Here is a 19,326-nt window from a genome sequence, read left to right as displayed (position 1 = left end):
CGTTCACGGCTACTGCCGTCGGGCGAGGTTCTCCACCGCGGCCGTGGCGAAGGCGTGGTCCTGCTCCGGAGCTCCGCCGCCGACCCCGACCGCACCGATCAGCCGGCCGTCACGGTGCACGGGCACTCCGCCGGCGATGAACAGCAGCGGCCGGTCGAGCGCGGTGGGCAGGGTGTGAAAGAGGCCTCCGGGCTGCACGGCGTCGACGAGGTCTGCGGTGGGGGCGTCCAGCTGGAGTGCCGTGTAGGCCTTGCGCGTACTGGTCTCTCCGGAGATCAGCACGGCCCGGTCGTCGCGCCGAAAGGCCAGCAGGTGGCCACCCGCGTCGAGAACCGTGACGCTGACGGTGATGTCGGCCGCCTCGGCGGCCCGGCGGGCCGCGGTGACGAGGGTTTCGGCGTCCTGGATGGTCAGCGGGGCGACAGCGGTGGTGCTCATGGGGAGTTCTCCTTGGGTTGGTGCCGAGTGGCACGGTGCCTCGATGGTCACGAGGCGGGATGTGCCGCGGGGCGCGGGGACGGCCCTGGCCCCGCACCCCCGCGGCCGGGTCGTTCAGTGGTGGACGGCGGCACGCTGCGCGGCAGGCGCGGCGCCCGCCACGACCGCGCTGGGAACCGAGTCGCGCCGCTCGAGGACGGCCGAGAGGAACGCGAGAACCAGAGCGGCGGCGGCCAGCACGGCACCGACCCAGTTCGGTGCGGTGTAGCCGAAGCCGGCCGCGATGACGACGCCGCCGAGCCAGGCGGAGAGCGCGTTGCCGAGGTTGAAGGCGCCGATGTTCACGGCCGAGGCCAGCGTCGGGGCGCCGTGCGCGTGGTCCAGGACGCGCTTCTGCAGCGGTGGGACGGTGGCGAAGCCAAGAGCGCCGATCAGGACGACGGTCACGGCCGACGCGATCTTGTTGTGTGCGGTGAGTGTGAAGAGGGCGAGCACGACGGCCAGGGCGCCCAGGGAGACGTACAGCATGGGCATCAGGGCACGGTCGGCGAACCTGCCGCCGACAAGGTTGCCGCCGACCATGCCGAGGCCGAACAGAACCAGCAGCCAGGTGACCGAGCCGTCGGCGAAGCCCGCGACATGGGTCATCATCGGCGCGATGTAGGTGATGGCCGCGAAAACGCCGCCGAAGCCCAGGACGGTCATGGCCATCGCGAGCAGGACCTGGACGTTCTTGAACGCGGCCAGTTCGTGGCGCAGTCGCACGCCCTCGGCCTGGGGCACGTCGGGGACCAGCCTGGCGACACCGGCCAGGCCGAGGACACCAAGTACGGCGACGGCGGCGAAGGTCACGCGCCAGCCCGCGGACTGCCCGATGAGCGTTCCGAGCGGGACACCGACGACGTTGGCGACGGTCAGCCCGGTGAACATCATCGCGATGGCGCCGGCCTTCTTGTCCGGTGCCACCAGATCGGCGGCGACGACCGATCCGATGCCGAAGAACGCGCCGTGGGCGAGGGAGGCGACCACACGGCCGACCAGCATGACGGAGAAGCTGGGAGCGAGAGCGGAGATCAGGTTGCCCGCGATGAACAGGCCCATCAGCAGCATCAGCATCCGCTTGCGTGGGATCTTGGTGCCGAGCACGGTCATCAGCGGAGCGCCGAACATCACGCCGAGCGCGTATCCGGTCACCAGCAGGCCGGCGGTGGGAATGGAGACTCCGTAGTCGCTCGCGACCTCGGGCAGCAGGCCCATGATCACGAACTCGGTCGTCCCGATTCCGAAGGCCCCGATCGCGAGGGCCAAAAGCGCGAGAGGCATGGGGGGTACACCTTCCCAAACGATTGCAGGAGCGCTTTGCGTGCGTTCACAATAGTTGCATACGCGGGCTAAAAGCAACCGCTGGCAATCGCGGTAGTGGTCTACTCTGGTCTCAGCCGCTCCGGGACGGAGGAAAGACATGACAGCGACGGACCCCGCGCTCACCGCCCTCTCCCAGGGCTGGTGCGCCCTCTCCCTGCTCCACGGGAGGATCGAGGCCCACATCGAGCGCGCCCTTCAGGCCGGGCACGACCTCAGCGTGCGCGAGTACTCGCTGCTGGACGTGCTCAGCCGGCAGCACGACGGCGACGGGGGGCATCTGCAGATGAAGCAGGTCGCCGACGCTGTCGTCCTCAGCCAGAGCGCCACCACGCGCCTGGTCACCCGGCTCGAGGACCGAGGACTACTCGAGCGCTATCTGTGCCCCACGGACCGTCGCGGCATCTACACCAACGTCACCGCGGCCGGCCTGAAGCTGCTGGACGAGGCGAGGCCCACCAACGACGCCGCACTGCGGGAAGCCCTCGACGCGGCGGCCAGGAACCCCGACCTGGCACCGCTGGTCCGAGTCGTCGAGACGCTCAAAACACCCGTGCCCGCGTGATCCGCCCTGCGTAGGGTGCGGCCATGACAGATCTCGAGATACGGCCCCTCACCGAGGACGACCTCCCAGCAGTCGTCACGATGCTCGCCGACGATCCCCTGGGCGCCCCACGCGAGTCGCCCGGCGACCTTCGTCCTTACCTGACCGCGTTCGAGCGGCTCAGCGCCGATCCGAACCAGCACCTGGTCGTCGCTGCCCGTGACGGCCGTGTGGTCGGCACGCTCCAGCTGACAATCGTGCCCGGCCTGTCCCGGCGCGGCGCCACCCGGTCGATCATCGAAGGCGTACGCATCCACGCCGAGGAACGCGGCAGCGGCCTGGGCACCCAGCTGATCGAGTGGGCCGTTGACGAGTCCCGCCGACAGGGGTGCCGGCTGGTGCAGCTCACATCCGACAAGACCCGTACCGATGCACACCGCTTCTACGAGCGACTTGGCTTCTCGGCCTCGCACACGGGCTTCAAGCTCCAGCTCTGAAAGGCCCCTTCGGGCCCGCTGGCCGTGCACACACCCTTCGGCTGACACCCGGTCACGCCTGTGGCCCTGTTTCACGTGAAACAGGGCCACACGGTCTGCGTAAGGCGTCTAGCCGATCCCGCGCCACCCCTGCGGGTCCACCCCTCCCGGCACAGGCGCACCCTCGTCGTACGGCTGTCGCGTGAACACGAACGACCCGAGATCCAGGTGACTCACGGTCCCGTCCGGGCGTCGCTCGGCTCGCAGCAGCTCCCCTGCGTAGTAGCCCTCCAGCCCGGTCCACGTGCCGTCGCCGTTCGCCCGGAAGCGCGAGCGGCGGCCGGTGCCCGACAACGGCTCCAGCGAGACCCCCTCGTCGGACGTCAACCGCAGGGCGAAGGCGTGCGTGCCCCAGTACCACTGACCGGACAACTCCAGGACGGACGCGTCCACGTCGGGCAGTGGGCGCCACGGTTCGGGGATCCTGGGCTCCGCCTCGGCGACGATGCGAACAAGATCGGCGCCGACTCCGGCCAGCAACGGGCCGGACGTGCAGTTGGCCAGCACCACCGCCGCCACGTCGTCCTCCACGCTGATCGTGAGATTGGCCAGGAAGCCGGGCAGCGACCCGGAGTGCCCCACGAGCAGCCGCCCGTCCCGGTGCTGGATCTGCAGCCCCAGCCCGTACGCAGAACCGTCCGCGACGTCCACCGCCTCCATCGACGCCGCCGGTACCCGCATCTCCTGCACGGACTCGGCGCACAGCACCCTGTCGTCCCCCTTCTCCAGGAAGACGGCGAACCGAGCCAAGTCCCCCGTGGTGGACCAGAGCTGACCGGCCGGGGCCATCCGCCCCAGATCCTCGGCGGGCTCGGCCAGCATCACATCGGCCCAGGGATGCACCGCCCAGCCACCGGCGTGCGGCGCCCGCGGCTGCCCGGACGTGCGGTCCAGGCCCAGCGGCTCCAGCACCTCCTGCCGCAGCACCTCCTCCCACGACGCACCACGCACCTTCTCGACCAGTGCGCCGAGCAGGGTGTAGCCGGGGTTCGAGTAGTGGTGGCGGCGACCCACCGGATGGAGGAGCGGCTGCTTGCCCAGTACATCGGCGAGCTCGGGCCGCAGCGAACCCGGCGTCCGCTCCCACCACGGCGCGGGCGACTCGGCGGCCAGGCCGCCGGAGTGCGCCAACAGCTCGGCGATCGTGGCCTCACCCACCCCCGTACCCGGCAGATGCTTCTCCAGCGGGTCACTGAGGTCGAGCGCGCCCTCGTCGCGCAGTCGGAGAACAAGCACGGCAGTGAACGTCTTGGTGATCGAGCCGATCCGGTACTGCACGTTCTCGTCCGGTCCGTGCCCGTCCACCGAAGTCCGCGCGCCGTGCCAGAGAACGCGACCGTCCCGGACGACCGCCGCGACGAGCGACGGTGCACGCCCCTCCGACTGGGCCACGGCGATCCGGTGCAGCAGCGCCCGGCGGGTGGCGGGGAGCAACTCTTCCTGGGGTGTCGTCATGCCCCCAGTCCACCGGCCCGGGCCCTGCACGTCGAGCCGATTTCCCCGCTGTACGGCTCAGCGCGTCTGCCGGATGCCGCCCCGGTGACCTGGTCGGCATGGATCTGCGGCGGCTGCCCCCGGGGGCATGCCCGGTCGTCCACGGTCAGAAACGGCTACCCCGACACAGCCGCCGGTGTCGTACCGGTGAACGCCAAGACGTCCCGATGCAGAGGGGACTGGTCGCAGTAGCCGCCGTCCGCCGCGACCCGTGCGGCGTTCTCACCCGTCACCAGGCGGTGCACGGCGTGGTCGAAGCGGACCAGCTTCGCGGCGCTCTTCGGTGGATTGCCGATGTCCGAGTGGAACTGTTCCACAGGGCGTCGAGCGACACCAGGGACCCGGCCAGATCGGCCGGACCGGTGCCCAGAACCATTCCGGCGAGCACCTGGGACAGGCACACCTGCACGCACTCGACAGACAGACCAGGGACCCGGAACCCGGTCATGTCGACACCCGCCGCCCCGCTGGGACGCTGCGGACGTGTGACGTCCCAAGCAGCGGGATCAGGATCCTCACGTGCACTCGTGGTGGACACCATCGCCCCGTGCCAGGCGGGCCAAGAGCGGAACATTTGTCCAAGCCGTCCGTGCGCAACCGCGGCGACAGTGGGCTCATGACTCCTGCACACAGGCACCCCGATGAGAACGGGGACGTCAGCACCACCGGCGACTGCGTCCTCTCCCTGGACCACGGCAACCTCTACGTGCGCCAGGACGGCCCTCCCGACGCCCCCGTGCTTCTGCTCATCCATGGCTCCGCCACATCGAGCCGCTCGTGGGACGCACTGGTTCCCCTGCTGACCCCGCGTCATCGCGTCATCCGGATCGACCTGCCGGGGCACGGCCGCTCAGCCGAACCGGTCGACGGTGATTACGCGATCCCCGAGCAGGGACGCCGGATCGGCACGGCGCTGGGCCGACTCGGCATCGAGCGCGCCGTGGCCGTCGGCCACTCCAGCGGTGGCTATGCCGCCACCGCCCTCGCAGAGCAACGCCCCGACCTGGTGACCGCGCTCGCACTCATCAACACCGGCCCCGGCATGGACGCCTTCATCGCACCGGGGCCCACCGCGATCAACCCCGCGCAGTGGCCACCGACCGACGAGCAGATCCGCCAGTTCGCGAGCACCGGCTTCCGCGCGGGCTACCAGGTTCCGCAGGAACTCGTCGACGAACTGCGGGGCATGACCTTCCGCGCGCTCACCGCAGCAATGCAGGCGTCCACCGCCTACCTGACCCAGCAGACGCTCCCGGATCGCCTGACAACCCTCGGCAAGCCACTACAGGTGATCTTCGGTGACCAGGACCGCAGATGGCGCCCCTCGTCTGCGGCCGACTACCGCGTCGTTCGAGGCGCACAGGTCGAGTGGCTCACCGGTGCCGGACACACACCCATCCTGGAAGAGCCTTCGCGGACGGCTGCGCTTCTCCTGCCCTTCCTTCAGCGCCGTGCGGATCAGGTCTGCGCCATGTCCACGAATCGTGAGTAGTGCCCCTGGAAGGCGACAGTGATCGTGGCCGTCGGACCGTTACGGTGCTTGGCCACGATCAGGTCGGCCTCGCCCGCACGCGGCGACTCCTTCTCGTAGGCGTCCTCACGGTGCAGCAGGATGACCATGTCGGCGTCCTGCTCGATGGATCCGGACTCACGCAGGTCGGACACCATCGGCTTCTTATCGGTGCGCTGCTCGGGACCGCGGTTCAGCTGGGAGAGTGCGATGACCGGGATCTCCAGCTCCTTCGCCAGGAGCTTGAGGTTACGGGACATGTCCGACACCTCCTGCTGACGGCTCTCGGCCCGCTTGGAGCCGCCGGACTGCATCAGCTGGAGGTAGTCGATGACGACCAGCTTGAGATCATTGCGCTGCTTGAGCCGACGGCACTTGGCGCGGATCTCCATCATGGACAGGTTCGGGGAGTCGTCGATGTAGAGGGGGGCGGCCGAGACGTCCGGCATCCGGCGGGCCAGACGGGTCCAGTCGTCGTCCGTCATCGTGCCCGACCGCATGTGGTGCAGCGCGACGCGGGCCTCGGCGGACAGCAGACGCATCGCGATTTCGTTGCGCCCCATTTCGAGCGAGAAGATGACGCTCGGCAGGTTGTTCTTGATCGAGGCGGCCCGCGCGAAGTCCAGCGCGAGCGTCGACTTACCCATGGCGGGACGCGCGGCGATGACGATCATCTGACCGGGGTGCAGACCATTGGTCAGCGAGTCGAAGTCCGTGAAGCCGGTGGGAACACCGGTCATCTCGCCGCTGCGCGACCCGATCGCCTCGATCTCGTCGAGCGCGCCCTCCATGATGTCGCCGAGCGGCAGGTAGTCCTCACTGGTGCGCTGCTCGGTGACGGCATAGATCTCCGCCTGGGCACGGTTGACGATCTCGTCGACGTCGTCGTCGGCCGCGTATCCCATCTGCGTGATCCGCGTGCCGGCCTCCACCAGGCGGCGCAGGACGGCACGCTCGTGCACGATCTCCGCGTAGTAGGCCGCGTTCGCGGCCGTCGGCACGGTCTGGACGAGGGTGTGCAGATACGAGGCCCCGCCGACCTTGTTGATCTCGCCGCGCTTGGTGAGCTCGGCGGCGATCGTGATCGGGTCGGCCGGCTCGCCCTTTGCGTAGACGTCGAGGATCGCCTGGTAGACCGTCTCGTGGGCGGGCTTGTAGAAGTCGTGGCCCTTGAGGATCTCGACGACGTCGGCGATGGCGTCCTTGGACAGCAGCATGCCGCCGAGCACGGACTGCTCGGCATCCAGGTCCTGCGGCGGTACCCGTTCGAACGACGGCCCGCCGCCGTCCCACCCACTGTTGTCCGGGCCACGCTCGTGCTGTTCGTCCCGGCCACGACCCACGTCGCCGCGGCGGCGGGAAGCGGGCAGACGATCACTGGGACCGCTGTCGGCCCACGGGTCGTCCAAGGGCTCGGAAATGCTCACCGAGCCACCTCCTCCCGTCCGCCGAGCGGACCTCGCCATGCTGCTCATTTCTACGGCACGGCACTGACAAATAGGACGCCCAACTCCGGTTCTGACGCGTCGTTTTTGTGAGGGTTCACAAGGCGACGGGCGGAGCAGGCGCCGGACTACCGTAGGCCTGCGGGCACCGTCAGCCAATCTGGTTATCCACAGGCCATGTGGACGACGGGCCAGATGCTGTGGAGAACTCCGCAAAACCTGTGCACGACCCGGTGGACAGCCCTGTGAACAAGGCCTCGCCATCCCCAGAGCGACCGCCCTGAGCTGCACCTTTACCATCCACCGGCTGTGCAGAAGAAAAACTTGGCCCGACGGATCAAGATCCGGTCGAGCCAGGCCCGGGCGGGCACACACCGAGATGGTTCGTAAGGGGCACCAAGGCTTTGCATCTCTTACCTGTGGACGATTAGATTGGTGCTCATGACACAGGCCCCCGCGCGCTCCCGGACCGTCCGGCGCCAGCACGACCGAGAGATCATCGCGCTGGCCGTCCCGGCCTTCGGCGCGCTCGTCGCCGAGCCCCTCTTCGTCATGGCCGACAGTGCGATCGTCGGCCATCTCGGCACCGCCCAACTCGCCGGGCTCGGCATCGCCTCGGCCCTGCTCACCACGGCCGTCAGCATCTTCGTCTTCCTCGCCTACGCCACCACTGCAGCCGTGTCGCGGCGCGTCGGCGCGGGCGACCTGCAATCCGCGATTCGTCAGGGCATGGACGGCATATGGCTGGCCCTGCTGCTCGGCGCCGCCGTCATAGCCGTCGTCCTCCCCACCGCACCGTCCCTCGTGGAGCTCTTCGGCGCCTCCGACACCGCGGCCCCGTACGCCATCACGTATCTGCGGATATCCGCGCTCGGCATCCCGGCCATGCTCGTCGTGCTGGCCTCGACCGGTGTCCTGCGGGGACTGCAGAACACCCGGACCCCGCTCTACGTGGCCATCGCCGGCTTCGTCGCCAACGCTCTCCTCAATCTCGGACTCGTCTACGGCGCCGATCTCGGCATCGCCGGCTCGGCCTGGGGCACCGTCATCGCCCAGTGCGGCATGGCCGCGGTGTACCTCTGGGTGGTCGTCCGCGGAGCGCGACGACACGGCGCATCCCTGCGCCCCGACGTCGCCGGGATCAGGGCTTCCGCTCAGGCCGGCGTACCGCTGCTCGTGCGCACCCTGTCACTCAGGGCGATTCTCATGATCGCCACAGCCGTGGCTGCCCGCCTCGGCGATGCAGACATCGCGGCCCACCAGATCATTCTGTCGCTGTGGAGTCTGCTTGCCTTCGCCCTAGACGCCATCGCCATCGCCGGGCAAGCCATCATCGGGCGCTACCTGGGAGCCGGTGACGCCCAGGGTGCCCGCGCCGCATGCCGCAGGATGGTGGAGTGGGGCATCGCGGTCGGGGTCGTACTCGGTGTGCTGGTGGTGCTGTCCCGCCCGGCGTTTCTGCCCCTGTTCACCAGCGACTCCACGGTCAAGGACGCCGCTCTGCCCGCCTTGGTGATCGTGGCTGTGTCGCAGCCGATCTGCGGCGTGGTCTTCGTCCTGGACGGCGTTCTCATGGGCGCGGGCGACGGCCCCTACCTCGCCTGGGCCATGCTGCTCACCCTGGCGGTCTTCACTCCTGCGGCCCTCCTCGTCCCCACACTCGGTGGTGGGCTGACCGCCCTGTGGGCAGCCATGACGCTGATGATGGCGATGCGCATGGTGACGCTGTGGGTGCGTACGCGATCGGGCCGCTGGGTCGTCACGGGCGCGACGCGCTGACCGTTTCACGTGAAACAGACGGTTCCACGTGAAACACGTTGAAACACGTCGGGCCAGGCCATGGGAAAGGGGCCGCATCTCCGGGCGGGAGGTGCGGCCCCTTTCTCAGCGCTTCAGCGAGAGCAGAGCTCAGGCCGCAACGACCTCGATGCTGACCTTGGCGTCAACCTCGGGGTGCAGACGCACGGACGTCTCGTGGGCGCCCAGGGTCTTGATCGGCGAGCCCAGCTCGATACGGCGCTTGTCGACCTCGGGGCCACCGGCAGCCTTGATCGCCGAAGCGACGTCGGCCGGGGTGACGGAGCCGAAGAGACGACCGGCGTCGCCGGAGCGAACGGCCAGGCGGACCTTCACACCCTCGAGCTGGGCCTTCACCTGGTTGGCCTGCTCGATGGTCTGGATCTCGTGGATCTTGCGAGCACGACGGATCTGCTCGACGTCCTTCTCGCCGCCCTTGGTCCAGCGGATAGCGAACTTCCGCGGGATCAGGTAGTTGCGAGCGTAGCCGTCCTTGACGTCCACGACGTCGCCCGCGGCACCGAGGCCGGAGACCTCGTGGGTGAGGATGATCTTCATGAGTCGGTCACCCTTCCCTTATCGCGCGGTGGAGGTGTAGGGCAGCAGCGCCATCTCACGGCTGTTCTTCACGGCCGTGGCGACGTCACGCTGGTGCTGCGTGCAGTTGCCGGTCACGCGGCGGGCACGGATCTTGCCACGGTCGGAAATGAACTTCCGCAGCATGTTCGTGTCCTTGTAGTCCACGTACGTGACCTTGTCCTTGCAGAATGCGCAGACCTTCTTCTTCGGCTTGCGCACAGGCGGCTTCGCCATGATGTTTCTCCTGTGTGATCAAGAAGTGTGGGTACGGCCCGCCTAGAAGGGGGGCTCGTCCGAGTAGCCGCCACCGCCGCCGGAGCCACCGCCCCAGCCGCCGCCCTGGCCGCCACCGCCCTGCTGGCCACCGGCAGGAGCGCCGGTCGCCCAGGGGTCGTCGGCCGGAGCGCCGCCGCCCTGCTGGCCACCGCCGGGGCCGCCGCCCCAGCCGCCGCCACCCTGGCCGCCACCGCCGCCGTAACCGCCCTGGCCGCCGCGGCCCTGGCCCGAGGTCTTGGTGACCTTGGCCGTGGCGCTGCGCAGGCTGGCGCCGACCTCGTCGACGTCCAGCTCGTAGACCGTGCGCTTGACGCCCTCACGGTCCTCGTAGGACCGCTGCTTCAGCCGGCCCTGCACGATGACGCGCATGCCTCGCTGGAGCGACTCGGCGACGTTCTCCGCCGCCTGACGCCAGACCGAGCAGGTCAGGAAGAGGCTTTCGCCGTCCTTCCACTCGTTCGTCTGGCGGTCGAAGGTGCGGGGGGTGGACGCGACACGGAACTTCGCGACGGCCGCACCGGACGGGGTGAAGCGCAGCTCGGGGTCGTCGACAAGATTGCCGATGACCGTGATGACGGTCTCGCCTGCCATGGGGGAACCTCTCGGCGGGTTTGCTGCTGGCTGCTTGTGCTGCTACTCGAATCCCGGGATCAGCTGAGCGGAGGGCTCAGTGGGTCTCGGGACGGAGGACCTTGGTCCGGAGGACCGACTCGTTCAGGTTCATCTGGCGGTCGAGCTCCTTGACGACCGCAGGCTCGGCCTGCAGGTCGATGACCGAGTAGATGCCCTCGGGCTTCTTCTTGATCTCGTACGAGAGACGACGACGGCCCCAGGTGTCGACCTTCTCGACCTTTCCGCCGCCGTCACGGACGACAGAGAGGAAGTTCTCGATCAGCGGGGAGACAGCGCGCTCCTCGAGATCGGGGTCGAGGATGACCATCACCTCGTAGTGACGCATGTGGAACCCACCTCCTTTGGACTCAGCGGCCACGGTCGTTCCGTGGCAGGAGGGTTGCGATGCGTTGGCACCGACATCTGCGAGTAAAACAGGCCCCACTGACAATCGGGCCTCCGAGGAGGTGGCCCGGCCGTGGAGGCAGCAGACACCAGTGCAGAAGGTACAGAGTACCCGGCCGTCCCCTTGCGGTTGAAATCCGCCGGTGAGGGGACACAATTTGTACTCAGCGGATGTGAAGGGCCACTACGCACTGCCTTCGGCAGGAGGTTCCCCATGGCACAGATCATGCGACCCGCCAAGCCCAGGACCGGCTTGCTGGCCACCGACGGCAAACCGCATCCCCTCCAGGACACGCTGCTCGCGGCGTCCCTGGCGCTCGGGGTGCTCGCCCTCGCCACCGCGAGCTTCGGAGGGCTCCACATCCTGACCTCGTGGGCCGGGCTGCTGGGAGTCCTGACCGGCGGATACGGCCAGCTCATCTCCGAGACGACGCGTCAGCGCTTCGGCCTGGTGCTGGGTCTCGGGGCCTCCGCACTCGGTCTGTTCTTCGGCATCTACCACGGCGGGCTGTTCGGCTGAGTCCCGGCCGCCGTCCTCCCCCGGACACGACCCTTCCACCCGTACGCCGAACGGGGCGCTCACAGGGCGCAGTAGGCTTCGCGCGAGAGCCGGAGCCCCTGTACCCATGGGGACACACCAGCCCGAGGAGCGCCCCGAATGAGCCTGACCCTGAGGACCATCAGTCGCGAGCAGCATCTGGCCTACATCCAGAGCCTGCCGGCGGCGAGTCACATGCAGGTCCCGGCCTGGGCGGACGTAAAGGCGGAATGGCGCTCGGAGAACCTCGGCTGGTTCGACGACCGGACCGGTGAGCTGGTCGGCGTGGGTCTCGTGCTCTACCGGCAGCTGCCCAAGATCAAGCGTTACCTCGCCTACCTCCCCGAGGGCCCGGTCATCAACTGGTTCGCGCCGAATCTCCAGGACTGGATGGAGCCGATGCTGGCGCACCTCAAGCAGCAGGGCGCCTTCTCGGTGAAGATGGGCCCGCCGGTGATCATCCGGCGCTGGGACGCCGCGTCCATCAAGAAGGGCATCCAGGACCCCGACGTCAAGCGCCTGCGGGACATAGAGGCCGACCACATCGAGCCGCGTGCCTTCGAGGTGGCCGACAAGCTGCGTCGCATGGGCTGGCAGCAGGGCGAGGACGGCGGCGCCGGCTTCGGTGACGTACAGCCCCGCTACGTCTTCCAGGTGCCGCTGGCCAACCGCTCCCTGGAAGAGGTGCACAAGAACTTCAACCAGCTGTGGCGGCGCAATATCAAGAAGGCAGAGAAGGCCGGCGTCGAGGTCGTCCAGGGTGGCTACCACGATCTCGAGGAGTGGCAGCGCCTGTACGAGATCACGGCGGTGCGCGATCACTTCCGGCCGCGTCCGCTGTCCTACTTCCAGCGCATGTGGGCCGCTCTCAACAATGAGGACCCCAACCGCATGCGGCTGTACTTCGCCCGGCACAACGGGGTGAACCTTTCGGCGGCGACCATGCTGGTCGTCGGCGGTCACGTCTGGTACTCCTACGGCGCCTCCGACAACATCGGCCGCGAGGTCCGGCCCTCGAACGCCATGCAGTGGGCCATGCTGCGCGACGCCTACGCCCTGGGCGCCACCGTCTACGACCTGCGCGGCATCTCCGACTCCCTGGACGAGAGCGACCACCTCTTCGGCCTGATCCAGTTCAAGGTCGGCACCGGCGGCCAGGCGGCCGAGTACCTCGGCGAGTGGGACTTCCCACTGAACAAGCTGCTCCACAAGGCGCTCGACATCTACATGTCGCGCCGCTGATCCACCGCACATCCCCACCCGCACCTCTGACAGCCACGAGAAAGGTTCCAGGTCCGGCCATGGCGCTCACCCTCTACGTCGACACCGCGCGCTGGCGGGCGCACCACAAGCACGTGCAGGAGCAGTTCCCCGGGCTGGTTCCGGTCTGCAAGGGCAACGGTTACGGCTTCGGGCACGAGCGGCTGGCGGACGAGGCCACGCGGTTGGGCTCGGACGTGCTGGCCGTCGGCACGACGTACGAGGCCGCCCGGATCAAGGACTTCTTCGGCGGCGATCTGCTGGTGCTGACGCCGTACCGGCGCGGTGAGGAGCCCGTGCCGCTGCCCGACCGGGTCGTGCGCTCGGTGTCGTCGGTCGACGGCGTGTACGGCCTGGTGGGCGCGCGGGTGGTCATCGAGGTGATGTCCTCGATGAAGCGGCACGGCATCAGCGAGCAGGACCTGCCGCAGTTGCACGCCGCCATAGAGAACATCCGGCTGGAGGGCTTCGCGATCCACCTGCCGCTGGACCGTACCGACGGCTCGGACGCCGTCGAGGAGGTCATCGGCTGGATGGACCGTCTGCGCGCGGCCCGGCTGCCGCTGCACACGATGTTCGTCAGTCACCTCAAGTCCGATGAACTGGCCCGGCTCCAGCAGCAGTTCCCGCAGACCCGGTTCCGCGCCCGGATCGGCACCCGCCTGTGGCTGGGAGACCACGACGCGACGGAGTACCGCGGCGCGGTTCTGGACGTCACGCGCGTGACCAAGGGCGAGCGCTTCGGTTACCGGCAGCAGAAGGCGGCCTCCGACGGCTTCCTGGTGGTCGTGGCGGGCGGCACGTCGCACGGCGTGGGCCTGGAGGCGCCGAAGGCGCTGCACGGCGTCATGCCCCGCGCCAAGGGCGTCGCCCGGGCCGGTCTTGCCACGGTCAACCGCAACCTCTCCCCGTTCGTCTGGGGTGGCAAGCAGCGCTGGTTCGCGGAGCCGCCGCACATGCAGGTGTCCATTCTGTTCGTGCCCTCGGACGCGCCGGAGCCCAAGGTGGGTGACGAGCTGGTGGCCCATCTGCGGCACACCACCACGCAGTTCGACCGCATCCTCGACCGCTAGCGAAAAGGCCGTACACGATGTCTCCGTGTACGGCCTTCCCCGCGTTCTTCCACGTGTTCGCTCAGAGCGAACCGCTTGTCTGCTGTCTGCCCCACTTGACCTGTGGCCCTTCGAAGTGGGCCGCGGGCTGCTCGGTATGGGCGGCGGGCCCGAGGACGAAGACGTCCGCCGCGCCGTCGAGCACGCCACCGGACGGATCGTCGTCACCCGTCCGCCGGACCGGATCCCGGTCCGGCATCAGGATGTCGCGCACGACCATGACGCACAGGAACAGCGTTCCCAGCAGATGCACGCCGATGGCCCAGTGGTAGCCGTCCGTCGGCAGACCCTTGTGGGCGTCGCCGCTGGTCGTGTACGCGAGATACATCCAGATGCCCAGGAAGTAGACCACCTCGCACGCCTGCCAGATCAAAAAGTCCCGCCACTTCGGCCGGGCCAGTGCGGCCAGCGGGACCAGCCACAGCACGTACTGCGGTGAGTAGACCTTGTTGGTGAGGATGAACGCCGCGACGATCAGGAAGGCGAGCTGGGCGAACCGCGGACGCCGGGGGGCGGTCAGCGTGAGCGCCGCGATGGCGCCGCAGCACAGCAGCATCAGGAGCGTGGCGAGGGTGTTGACGGTCTCGGTGGTGGGCGGGTTGTCGGAGTTGTGGACCAGGATCAGCCAGAAGGATCCGAAGTCGACGCCCCGTTCCTGGCTGAACGTGTAGAACTTCGACCAGCCGTCGAAGGCGAAGAGCATGACCGGCAGGTTCACCACGAGCCAGGCGCCCGCCGCGCCCCCCAGAGCCTTCCCGAACTCCCGCCATGTGCCCGCACGCCAGCACAGCACGAGCAGTGGGCCGAGGATGAGGAAGGGGTAGAGCTTGGCGGCCGTGGCCAGGCCCAGCAGAACCCCGAACGCCAGCGCACGCCCCCTCGACCACATCAGGATCGCGGCGGACGTCAGGGCTACCGCCAGCAGGTCCCAGTTGACGGTCGCGGTCAGTGCGAACGCGGGCGCGAGTGCCACCAGCAGGCCGTCCCAGGGACGCCGGGTGTGCGTCCGGGTCACACAGACGGCGATGACGGCCGCGCACACCATGAGCATCCCGGCGTTGACCATCCAGTACCACTGCTCCTGGTACTGAATGCTGCCGCTGCCCGGGGTGAGCCAGGACGCGACCTCCATGAACACGCCGGTCAGCACCGGGTACTCGAGGTACTCCATGTCACCGGGAAGCTTGTCGAAGTACGGCACGAGCCCGTCGACGAATCCGCGCCCCTGGTAGAGGTGCGGGATGTCCGAGTAGCAGGCATGCGTGTACTGGGAGCTGGCACCGAAGAACCAGGCACCGTTGTAGCAGGGCGCCTTCTGGACCAGCCCGAGGGCGAACATACCGATCGCCACAAGCGCGATCACCCGCACGGGGGTCCACCAGGATGTTCCGAACAGGGCACGCCGGCCGACAGGGCCACCGATCAGCTCGCTGCCGGCCGCAGCGACCGGGTCCTCCCTGGTCGGCTGCACCGGGTCCGGCTCGTGCACGCTCGCTGGCGTCGATTCTGCACTGGGCATGGGGCACATCCTGCCGTACAAGCCTGGGGATACGCCGGGGCCGCCGCACCCTCGCGGGATGCGGCGGCCCCTGTTTCACGTGAAACTTGCGGGCGTTTCACGTGAAACACCCATGCCGGATATTCCGGCGGCTAGCCGTTCTGGCCGGCGATGAAGCCACCGCCTCCGTTCTGGTTGCCTCTGCTGTCGTCCTCTTCCCCTGTCCCACTGGGCGACGTCGAAGGTGACGGACTGGTCTCCGAGCCACCGGAGTCGTTGCCGGAGGTGTCGTTGCCGCCGTTGTCCCCGTTGTCGCAGTTCAAGTCCCAGACGCCGCAGGTGTCGCTCGGCGACGGCGGGGGGGCGGTGGTCTCACTCTGACTGGGCGACGGCGAGGGCGACGGGGAAGTGGTCTCTTTCTCCGTCTCGGACGGAGAGGGAGAAGGACTCGGCGGCGGGGTGTCGTTGATGACCTCGCCGATGGGCTCGGGCTTCGGGAACTTCTCCGGCTTCGTGTCCTTCAGCGCGTCCTCCATGTAGTCCTTCCAGATGTGGGACGGGAAGGACGCACCATGGATCTCCTCCTCGCCGCCCGTTCCGTACATCTCCAGGAACGTGCGGTTTTTGATGGTTTCGTCGTCCGGGTAGCGGAACATGCTGATCGCGGTCGACAGCTGCGGGGTGTAGCCGACGAACCAGGCGGACTTGTTGCCGTCCGTGGTACCGGTCTTACCCGCCACCTCGCGACCGGGCAGCCGGGCGTTCTTACCCGTTCCCTCCTCCACGACGGTCTTCAGTACGTCTGTGACGTTGTCCGCGACCTTGGCGGTGAACGCCTGCTTGGTCTTCACCGTGTGCGTGTAGACCGTGCCGTCCTTGTTCGTCACCTTGGTGACGGAGTACGGCTCACGCTGCTTGCCGCTCTCCGCGAAGGTGGCGTACGTGCCCGCCATGCGGATGGCACTCGGGTCCGAGACACCGATGGAGAACGACGGGTAGCCGGATCCCGCCAGACTGCCCTCCAGGAGCCCCGCGTCGACGGCGGCCTCCTTCACCTTGTCCAGGCCGACGTCCATGCCTAGCTGCACGAAGGCAGAGTTCACCGACTTCTGCATGGCCATACGAAGGTCGATCTTGTAGTCCGGCGGGGTACCGACCGACTCCTTGCCGTCATTCTCCTGACGCCACTGCTCGCCCTTCTCGTTCTCCCAGACCGTGCCGTCGTAATTATTGATCTTGAGGTTGTTCTGGCCGCTGTAGAGGCTCTTCGGGGAGACGAGGGTGCGCTCGTCCTGGGCCTGGACCTCGTCGCCCTCGGGATCGCGCACACCCCATTTCATCGCCGCCGCGAGCACGAACGGCTTGAACGTCGAACCGACCTGGGCACCAGTGACGTCGGCGTTGTTGGTGAAGTGCTTGGTCGCGTCCTGTCCGCCGTAGATGGCCTTGATGGCACCCGTCTCGGGGTCCACTGACGCCCCGCCGAACTGCACGTGGGTGTCCTTGTCGGGACGCTTCTCGGGGTCGATCTTCTCCTTGTAGACCTTGTTGACCGCGGCTTCGAGCTCATCGACCTTCTTCTTCTCGAAGGTCGTGTGGATCGAGTAACCGCCCTGCTCCAGCTGCTTCTGCGTGACCTTGCCGGTCTTGATCACGGAAGCCTTGGCAAGGTCGACGAGGTAGCCGATCTGTCCGCCCAGCTGGGAGTTCGACCGCGGATTCTCCACCTTGGGAAGGTCCGTGTACTTGGCCCGCTCCTGCTGGCTCAGGTGCCCGTACTCCACCATCTTGTTGAGCGTGTCCTGCATCTGCCTCTGGGCACGCTCGGCATTGGCCTTCGGAGTCGCGGCCGTGTCGATCGAGGTCGCGCCCGCCGGGTCGTAGTACGTGGCGCCCTTGAGTACCGCCGACAGGAAGGCGCACTGGCCGGCGTTGAGGTCGACGGCGTCCACGTTGAAGTACGCCCGCGCGGCGGCCTGGATCCCGTAGGCACCTCGCCCGTAGTACGCGGAGTTCAGGTACCCCTCGAGGATGTCGTCCTTCTTCACTTCGGCACCGACCTTGATCGAGACGAAGATCTCCTGGACCTTGCGGGAGATCGTCTGCGACTGGTCGTTCAGCATCGCGTTCTTCACGTACTGCTGGGTGATGGTGGAGCCACCCTGCGTCTCGCCGCCCTTGGCCATGTTGAACACGGCGCGTGCGATGCCCTTGGGGTCGATGCCGCTGTCGGAGTAGAACGTCTTGTTCTCCTGGGAGATGACGGCATAGCGCATCTCCTTGGGGATCTGCGCGAGATCGACGTTCTGCCGGTTGCGCTCACCGCCCGTGGCGACCATCTGGCTGCCGTCGGCCCAGTAGTAGACGTTGTTCTGCGCCGTGGCGGTCTTGTCGAGGACGGGCACGTCCACCATGGAGTAGGCGAGGCCCGCGGCGGCCACCATGGTGCCGAAGAACGCGATGCACAGCCCCGAGACGAGCTTCCACGAGGGCACCCAGCGCTGCCACCCGTCCTTGTCGCGGCGCGGGTAGTCGATCATCCGCTTCTTACCGGGCGGTGCCGCACGGCCCCGCCCGGCTCCCGGCGCACCGCCGGGAGCGGCCCGGCGGCCTCCGCGGCCCGGCTCGGCAGCTCTGCGGCGACCGCCTCCGCTCCGCTGTCCCGCGCGCCGCGCTTCGGCACGGCTCCCGTACGAACGCTCCTCGTTCTCCGGACCGTAAGAGCCGGACGGAGACCCTGTGGCGCCTCGCGGTGCCGCACGGCGGCCGGAGGACGAGCCGGACTGGCCGCGTCGGGCCGCGGCACGTCCGCCTCCCTGCGGCGGCGGCGGTTTGCGACGGTGCTCGCTCATCGAACGACTACTCCTCGGGCAGGCGCACCTTTGCGCGCCTGGTAAAGGCGGCTGGTTTCCGGTCCCCCCGAAGTACGGATGCGGTCCCTTCCGCATTCACCCGTACTGCACCAGGGACAGGGACGCCCCCAGGCGTCACTCGGTTCCCGGTGGTCTGCATGGCGCACAGACTACGCACCGTCAAAACCCCCGAGCTCCGAAGTTCACCTCAAATCAGGCAACTTGCTCTCAATGAATCCCTGATGTGATCCCGTTCACTCACACCCCCCTTGTCGCACGCGGAAGGTCGTTCTATCGTCGTGATGTATCGAGTCGATACATCAGCGCGGCATAAGGACGAGAGGAGGCGACGATGAGCCGGCGATCCGGCATCCTCGAGTTCGCCGTACTCGGCCTGCTCCGCGAATCCCCGATGCACGGCTATGAGCTGCGCAAACGACTCAACACGTCACTGGGTGTGTTCCGGGCGTTCAGCTACGGGACGCTCTACCCCTGCCTCAAGACGCTGGTCGCCAACGGCTGGTTGATCGAGGAACCGGGGAACGTCGGCGAGGCCGCCGCATCCCTCACGGGACGCCGCGCCAAGATCGTCTACCGGTTGACGGCCGACGGTAAGGAACACTTCGAGCAGCTCCTCTCCCAGACGGGCCCGGACGCGTACGAGGACGAGACCTTCGCCGCTCGCTTCGCGTTCTTCGGGCAGACGTCCCGTGACGTACGCATGCGCGTACTCGAGGGCCGGCGCAGCCGGCTGGAGGAGCGCCTGGAGAAGATGAGCGCCTCCCTGGCCCGCACCCGGGAGCGGCTCGACGACTACACGCTTGAGCTCCAGCGCCACGGAATGGAGTCCGTGGAGCGCGAAGTGCGCTGGCTGAACGAGCTCATCGAGAGCGAGCGGGCGGGGCGGGACCTTCGGGGTTCCGCTTCGGAGGGGTCCGCTCAACAGGACACGACATCTGGAGCGACGGGCGGCCTGCCCCGGACCGGGGACGACCCCCGGCCGGATACGCCCGGCGACACCGCCACGTGAGCGCCCAGTCAGGGCCTCACTCGTACACACAGGGAGCA

General features: G+C 68.1%; 18 protein-coding genes and 1 pseudogene. 8 read left to right on the top strand and 11 right to left on the bottom strand.

What is annotated here, in order from left to right; all coding sequences use genetic code 11:
- Positions 1 to 9: 9 nt before the first annotated feature.
- The gene (locus ACIGO6_RS14905; protein ID WP_399875585.1) at positions 10 to 438 is read right to left on the bottom strand and encodes a heme-binding protein; all 429 of its coding nucleotides are present in this window, start codon (positions 436 to 438) and stop codon (positions 10 to 12) included.
- A gap of 114 nt (positions 439 to 552) precedes the next feature.
- On the bottom strand, positions 553 to 1,761 hold the full coding sequence (locus ACIGO6_RS14900; protein WP_399875584.1) for an MFS transporter: 1,209 nt from the start codon (positions 1,759 to 1,761) through the stop codon (positions 553 to 555).
- A gap of 139 nt (positions 1,762 to 1,900) precedes the next feature.
- Here ACIGO6_RS14900 and ACIGO6_RS14895 point away from each other — a divergent pair, with 139 nt between their 5' ends.
- Both ACIGO6_RS14895 and ACIGO6_RS14890 read left to right on the top strand, forming a co-directional pair.
- Positions 1,901 to 2,365, top strand: a complete 465-nt coding sequence (locus ACIGO6_RS14895) for a MarR family winged helix-turn-helix transcriptional regulator (RefSeq protein WP_399875582.1) — start codon at positions 1,901 to 1,903, stop codon at positions 2,363 to 2,365.
- A gap of 23 nt (positions 2,366 to 2,388) precedes the next feature.
- On the top strand, positions 2,389 to 2,841 hold the full coding sequence (locus tag ACIGO6_RS14890) for a GNAT family N-acetyltransferase (RefSeq protein ID WP_399875579.1): 453 nt from the start codon (positions 2,389 to 2,391) through the stop codon (positions 2,839 to 2,841).
- 108 nt (positions 2,842 to 2,949) lie between these two features.
- On the opposite strand, the gene ACIGO6_RS14885 is transcribed toward ACIGO6_RS14890, so the two are convergent.
- Together ACIGO6_RS14885 and ACIGO6_RS14880 are read right to left on the bottom strand one after the other, a co-directional pair.
- Positions 2,950 to 4,335, bottom strand: a complete 1,386-nt coding sequence (locus tag ACIGO6_RS14885; RefSeq protein ID WP_399875577.1) for a serine hydrolase domain-containing protein — start codon at positions 4,333 to 4,335, stop codon at positions 2,950 to 2,952.
- A pseudogene (locus ACIGO6_RS14880) lies at positions 4,332 to 4,822 on the bottom strand (helix-turn-helix domain-containing protein). The gene ACIGO6_RS14885 and the pseudogene ACIGO6_RS14880 overlap by 4 nt, the downstream one beginning before the upstream one ends.
- Positions 4,823 to 4,990: 168 nt before the next feature.
- Here ACIGO6_RS14880 and ACIGO6_RS14875 point away from each other — a divergent pair.
- The gene (locus ACIGO6_RS14875) at positions 4,991 to 5,866 is read left to right on the top strand and encodes an alpha/beta fold hydrolase (protein ID WP_399875576.1); all 876 of its coding nucleotides are present in this window, start codon (positions 4,991 to 4,993) and stop codon (positions 5,864 to 5,866) included.
- Here the strand turns inward: ACIGO6_RS14875 and dnaB are convergent.
- Positions 5,833 to 7,311, bottom strand: a complete 1,479-nt coding sequence (gene dnaB, locus ACIGO6_RS14870) for a replicative DNA helicase (protein ID WP_399875575.1) — start codon at positions 7,309 to 7,311, stop codon at positions 5,833 to 5,835. The two genes, ACIGO6_RS14875 and dnaB, sit on opposite strands and share 34 nt — an antisense overlap.
- Positions 7,312 to 7,770: 459 nt before the next feature.
- On the opposite strand from dnaB, the gene ACIGO6_RS14865 reads away from it, so the two are divergent.
- On the top strand, positions 7,771 to 9,108 hold the full coding sequence (locus ACIGO6_RS14865; RefSeq protein ID WP_399875574.1) for an MATE family efflux transporter: 1,338 nt from the start codon (positions 7,771 to 7,773) through the stop codon (positions 9,106 to 9,108).
- A gap of 129 nt (positions 9,109 to 9,237) precedes the next feature.
- On the opposite strand, the gene rplI is transcribed toward ACIGO6_RS14865, so the two are convergent.
- The 4 genes from rplI to rpsF all read right to left on the bottom strand — a co-directional run bounded on the left by rplI (position 9,238) and on the right by rpsF (position 10,939).
- Positions 9,238 to 9,684: a 50S ribosomal protein L9 gene (gene rplI, locus ACIGO6_RS14860; protein WP_003975023.1), complete on the bottom strand. Its 447-nt coding sequence runs from the start codon at positions 9,682 to 9,684 to the stop codon at positions 9,238 to 9,240.
- Positions 9,685 to 9,702: 18 nt separating this feature from the next.
- On the bottom strand, positions 9,703 to 9,939 hold the full coding sequence (gene rpsR, locus ACIGO6_RS14855; protein ID WP_003949403.1) for a 30S ribosomal protein S18: 237 nt from the start codon (positions 9,937 to 9,939) through the stop codon (positions 9,703 to 9,705).
- Positions 9,940 to 9,981: 42 nt separating this feature from the next.
- Entirely contained in the window at positions 9,982 to 10,572 is a 591-nt protein-coding gene (locus ACIGO6_RS14850) for a single-stranded DNA-binding protein (RefSeq protein ID WP_399875572.1), read from the bottom strand.
- Between the two features lie 76 nt (positions 10,573 to 10,648).
- Complete coding sequence (gene rpsF, locus ACIGO6_RS14845; RefSeq protein ID WP_004985983.1) at positions 10,649 to 10,939, bottom strand: 30S ribosomal protein S6; 291 nt, start codon at positions 10,937 to 10,939, stop codon at positions 10,649 to 10,651.
- A gap of 273 nt (positions 10,940 to 11,212) precedes the next feature.
- Here rpsF and ACIGO6_RS14840 point away from each other — a divergent pair, with 273 nt between their 5' ends.
- The 3 genes from ACIGO6_RS14840 to ACIGO6_RS14830 all read left to right on the top strand — a co-directional run bounded on the left by ACIGO6_RS14840 (position 11,213) and on the right by ACIGO6_RS14830 (position 13,869).
- Positions 11,213 to 11,518 (top strand): hypothetical protein, encoded by a 306-nt coding sequence (locus ACIGO6_RS14840; RefSeq protein WP_399875570.1) that lies wholly within the window; start codon positions 11,213 to 11,215, stop codon positions 11,516 to 11,518.
- Between the two features lie 138 nt (positions 11,519 to 11,656).
- Positions 11,657 to 12,778 (top strand): peptidoglycan bridge formation glycyltransferase FemX, encoded by a 1,122-nt coding sequence (femX, locus tag ACIGO6_RS14835; RefSeq protein ID WP_399875568.1) that lies wholly within the window; start codon positions 11,657 to 11,659, stop codon positions 12,776 to 12,778.
- 59 nt (positions 12,779 to 12,837) lie between these two features.
- Positions 12,838 to 13,869 (top strand): alanine racemase, encoded by a 1,032-nt coding sequence (locus ACIGO6_RS14830; RefSeq protein ID WP_399875567.1) that lies wholly within the window; start codon positions 12,838 to 12,840, stop codon positions 13,867 to 13,869.
- A gap of 61 nt (positions 13,870 to 13,930) precedes the next feature.
- Here the strand turns inward: ACIGO6_RS14830 and ACIGO6_RS14825 are convergent, their stop codons facing one another.
- A complete protein-coding gene (locus ACIGO6_RS14825) occupies positions 13,931 to 15,436 on the bottom strand; it encodes a glycosyltransferase family 87 protein (RefSeq protein ID WP_399875565.1) in 1,506 nt (501 codons plus the stop codon).
- A gap of 122 nt (positions 15,437 to 15,558) precedes the next feature.
- Positions 15,559 to 17,946: a transglycosylase domain-containing protein gene (locus tag ACIGO6_RS14820; protein ID WP_399875564.1), complete on the bottom strand. Its 2,388-nt coding sequence runs from the start codon at positions 17,944 to 17,946 to the stop codon at positions 15,559 to 15,561.
- A gap of 664 nt (positions 17,947 to 18,610) precedes the next feature.
- Here ACIGO6_RS14820 and ACIGO6_RS14815 point away from each other — a divergent pair.
- Positions 18,611 to 19,288: a PadR family transcriptional regulator gene (locus ACIGO6_RS14815; protein WP_399875562.1), complete on the top strand. Its 678-nt coding sequence runs from the start codon at positions 18,611 to 18,613 to the stop codon at positions 19,286 to 19,288.
- Positions 19,289 to 19,326 lie beyond the last annotated feature (38 nt).

The organism is Streptomyces sp. NPDC053750 (assembly GCF_044544295.1).
Lineage (GTDB): Bacteria > Actinomycetota > Actinomycetes > Streptomycetales > Streptomycetaceae > Streptomyces.
This window is presented reverse-complemented; position numbering and strand designations above follow the sequence as displayed.

Excerpts from the sequence above, each read along its gene's own strand:
- rpsF (WP_004985983.1), bottom strand. The coding sequence starts at position 10,939 with ATGCGTCACTACGAGGTGATGGTCATCCTCGACCCCGATCTCGAGGAG.
- ACIGO6_RS14825 (WP_399875565.1), bottom strand. The coding sequence starts at position 15,436 with ATGTGCCCCATGCCCAGTGCAGAATCGACGCCAGCGAGCGTGCACGAG.
- ACIGO6_RS14900 (WP_399875584.1), bottom strand. The coding sequence starts at position 1,761 with ATGCCTCTCGCGCTTTTGGCCCTCGCGATCGGGGCCTTCGGAATCGGG.
- ACIGO6_RS14815 (WP_399875562.1), top strand. The coding sequence starts at position 18,611 with ATGAGCCGGCGATCCGGCATCCTCGAGTTCGCCGTACTCGGCCTGCTC.
- ACIGO6_RS14850 (WP_399875572.1), bottom strand. The coding sequence starts at position 10,572 with ATGGCAGGCGAGACCGTCATCACGGTCATCGGCAATCTTGTCGACGAC.
- ACIGO6_RS14895 (WP_399875582.1), top strand. The coding sequence starts at position 1,901 with ATGACAGCGACGGACCCCGCGCTCACCGCCCTCTCCCAGGGCTGGTGC.
- ACIGO6_RS14875 (WP_399875576.1), top strand. The coding sequence starts at position 4,991 with ATGACTCCTGCACACAGGCACCCCGATGAGAACGGGGACGTCAGCACC.
- femX (WP_399875568.1), top strand. The coding sequence starts at position 11,657 with ATGAGCCTGACCCTGAGGACCATCAGTCGCGAGCAGCATCTGGCCTAC.
- ACIGO6_RS14830 (WP_399875567.1), top strand. The coding sequence starts at position 12,838 with ATGGCGCTCACCCTCTACGTCGACACCGCGCGCTGGCGGGCGCACCAC.
- ACIGO6_RS14820 (WP_399875564.1), bottom strand. The coding sequence starts at position 17,946 with ATGATCGACTACCCGCGCCGCGACAAGGACGGGTGGCAGCGCTGGGTG.
- ACIGO6_RS14905 (WP_399875585.1), bottom strand. The coding sequence starts at position 438 with ATGAGCACCACCGCTGTCGCCCCGCTGACCATCCAGGACGCCGAAACC.
- ACIGO6_RS14865 (WP_399875574.1), top strand. The coding sequence starts at position 7,771 with ATGACACAGGCCCCCGCGCGCTCCCGGACCGTCCGGCGCCAGCACGAC.
- ACIGO6_RS14885 (WP_399875577.1), bottom strand. The coding sequence starts at position 4,335 with ATGACGACACCCCAGGAAGAGTTGCTCCCCGCCACCCGCCGGGCGCTG.
- ACIGO6_RS14840 (WP_399875570.1), top strand. The coding sequence starts at position 11,213 with ATGGCACAGATCATGCGACCCGCCAAGCCCAGGACCGGCTTGCTGGCC.
- ACIGO6_RS14890 (WP_399875579.1), top strand. The coding sequence starts at position 2,389 with ATGACAGATCTCGAGATACGGCCCCTCACCGAGGACGACCTCCCAGCA.
- rplI (WP_003975023.1), bottom strand. The coding sequence starts at position 9,684 with ATGAAGATCATCCTCACCCACGAGGTCTCCGGCCTCGGTGCCGCGGGC.
- rpsR (WP_003949403.1), bottom strand. The coding sequence starts at position 9,939 with ATGGCGAAGCCGCCTGTGCGCAAGCCGAAGAAGAAGGTCTGCGCATTC.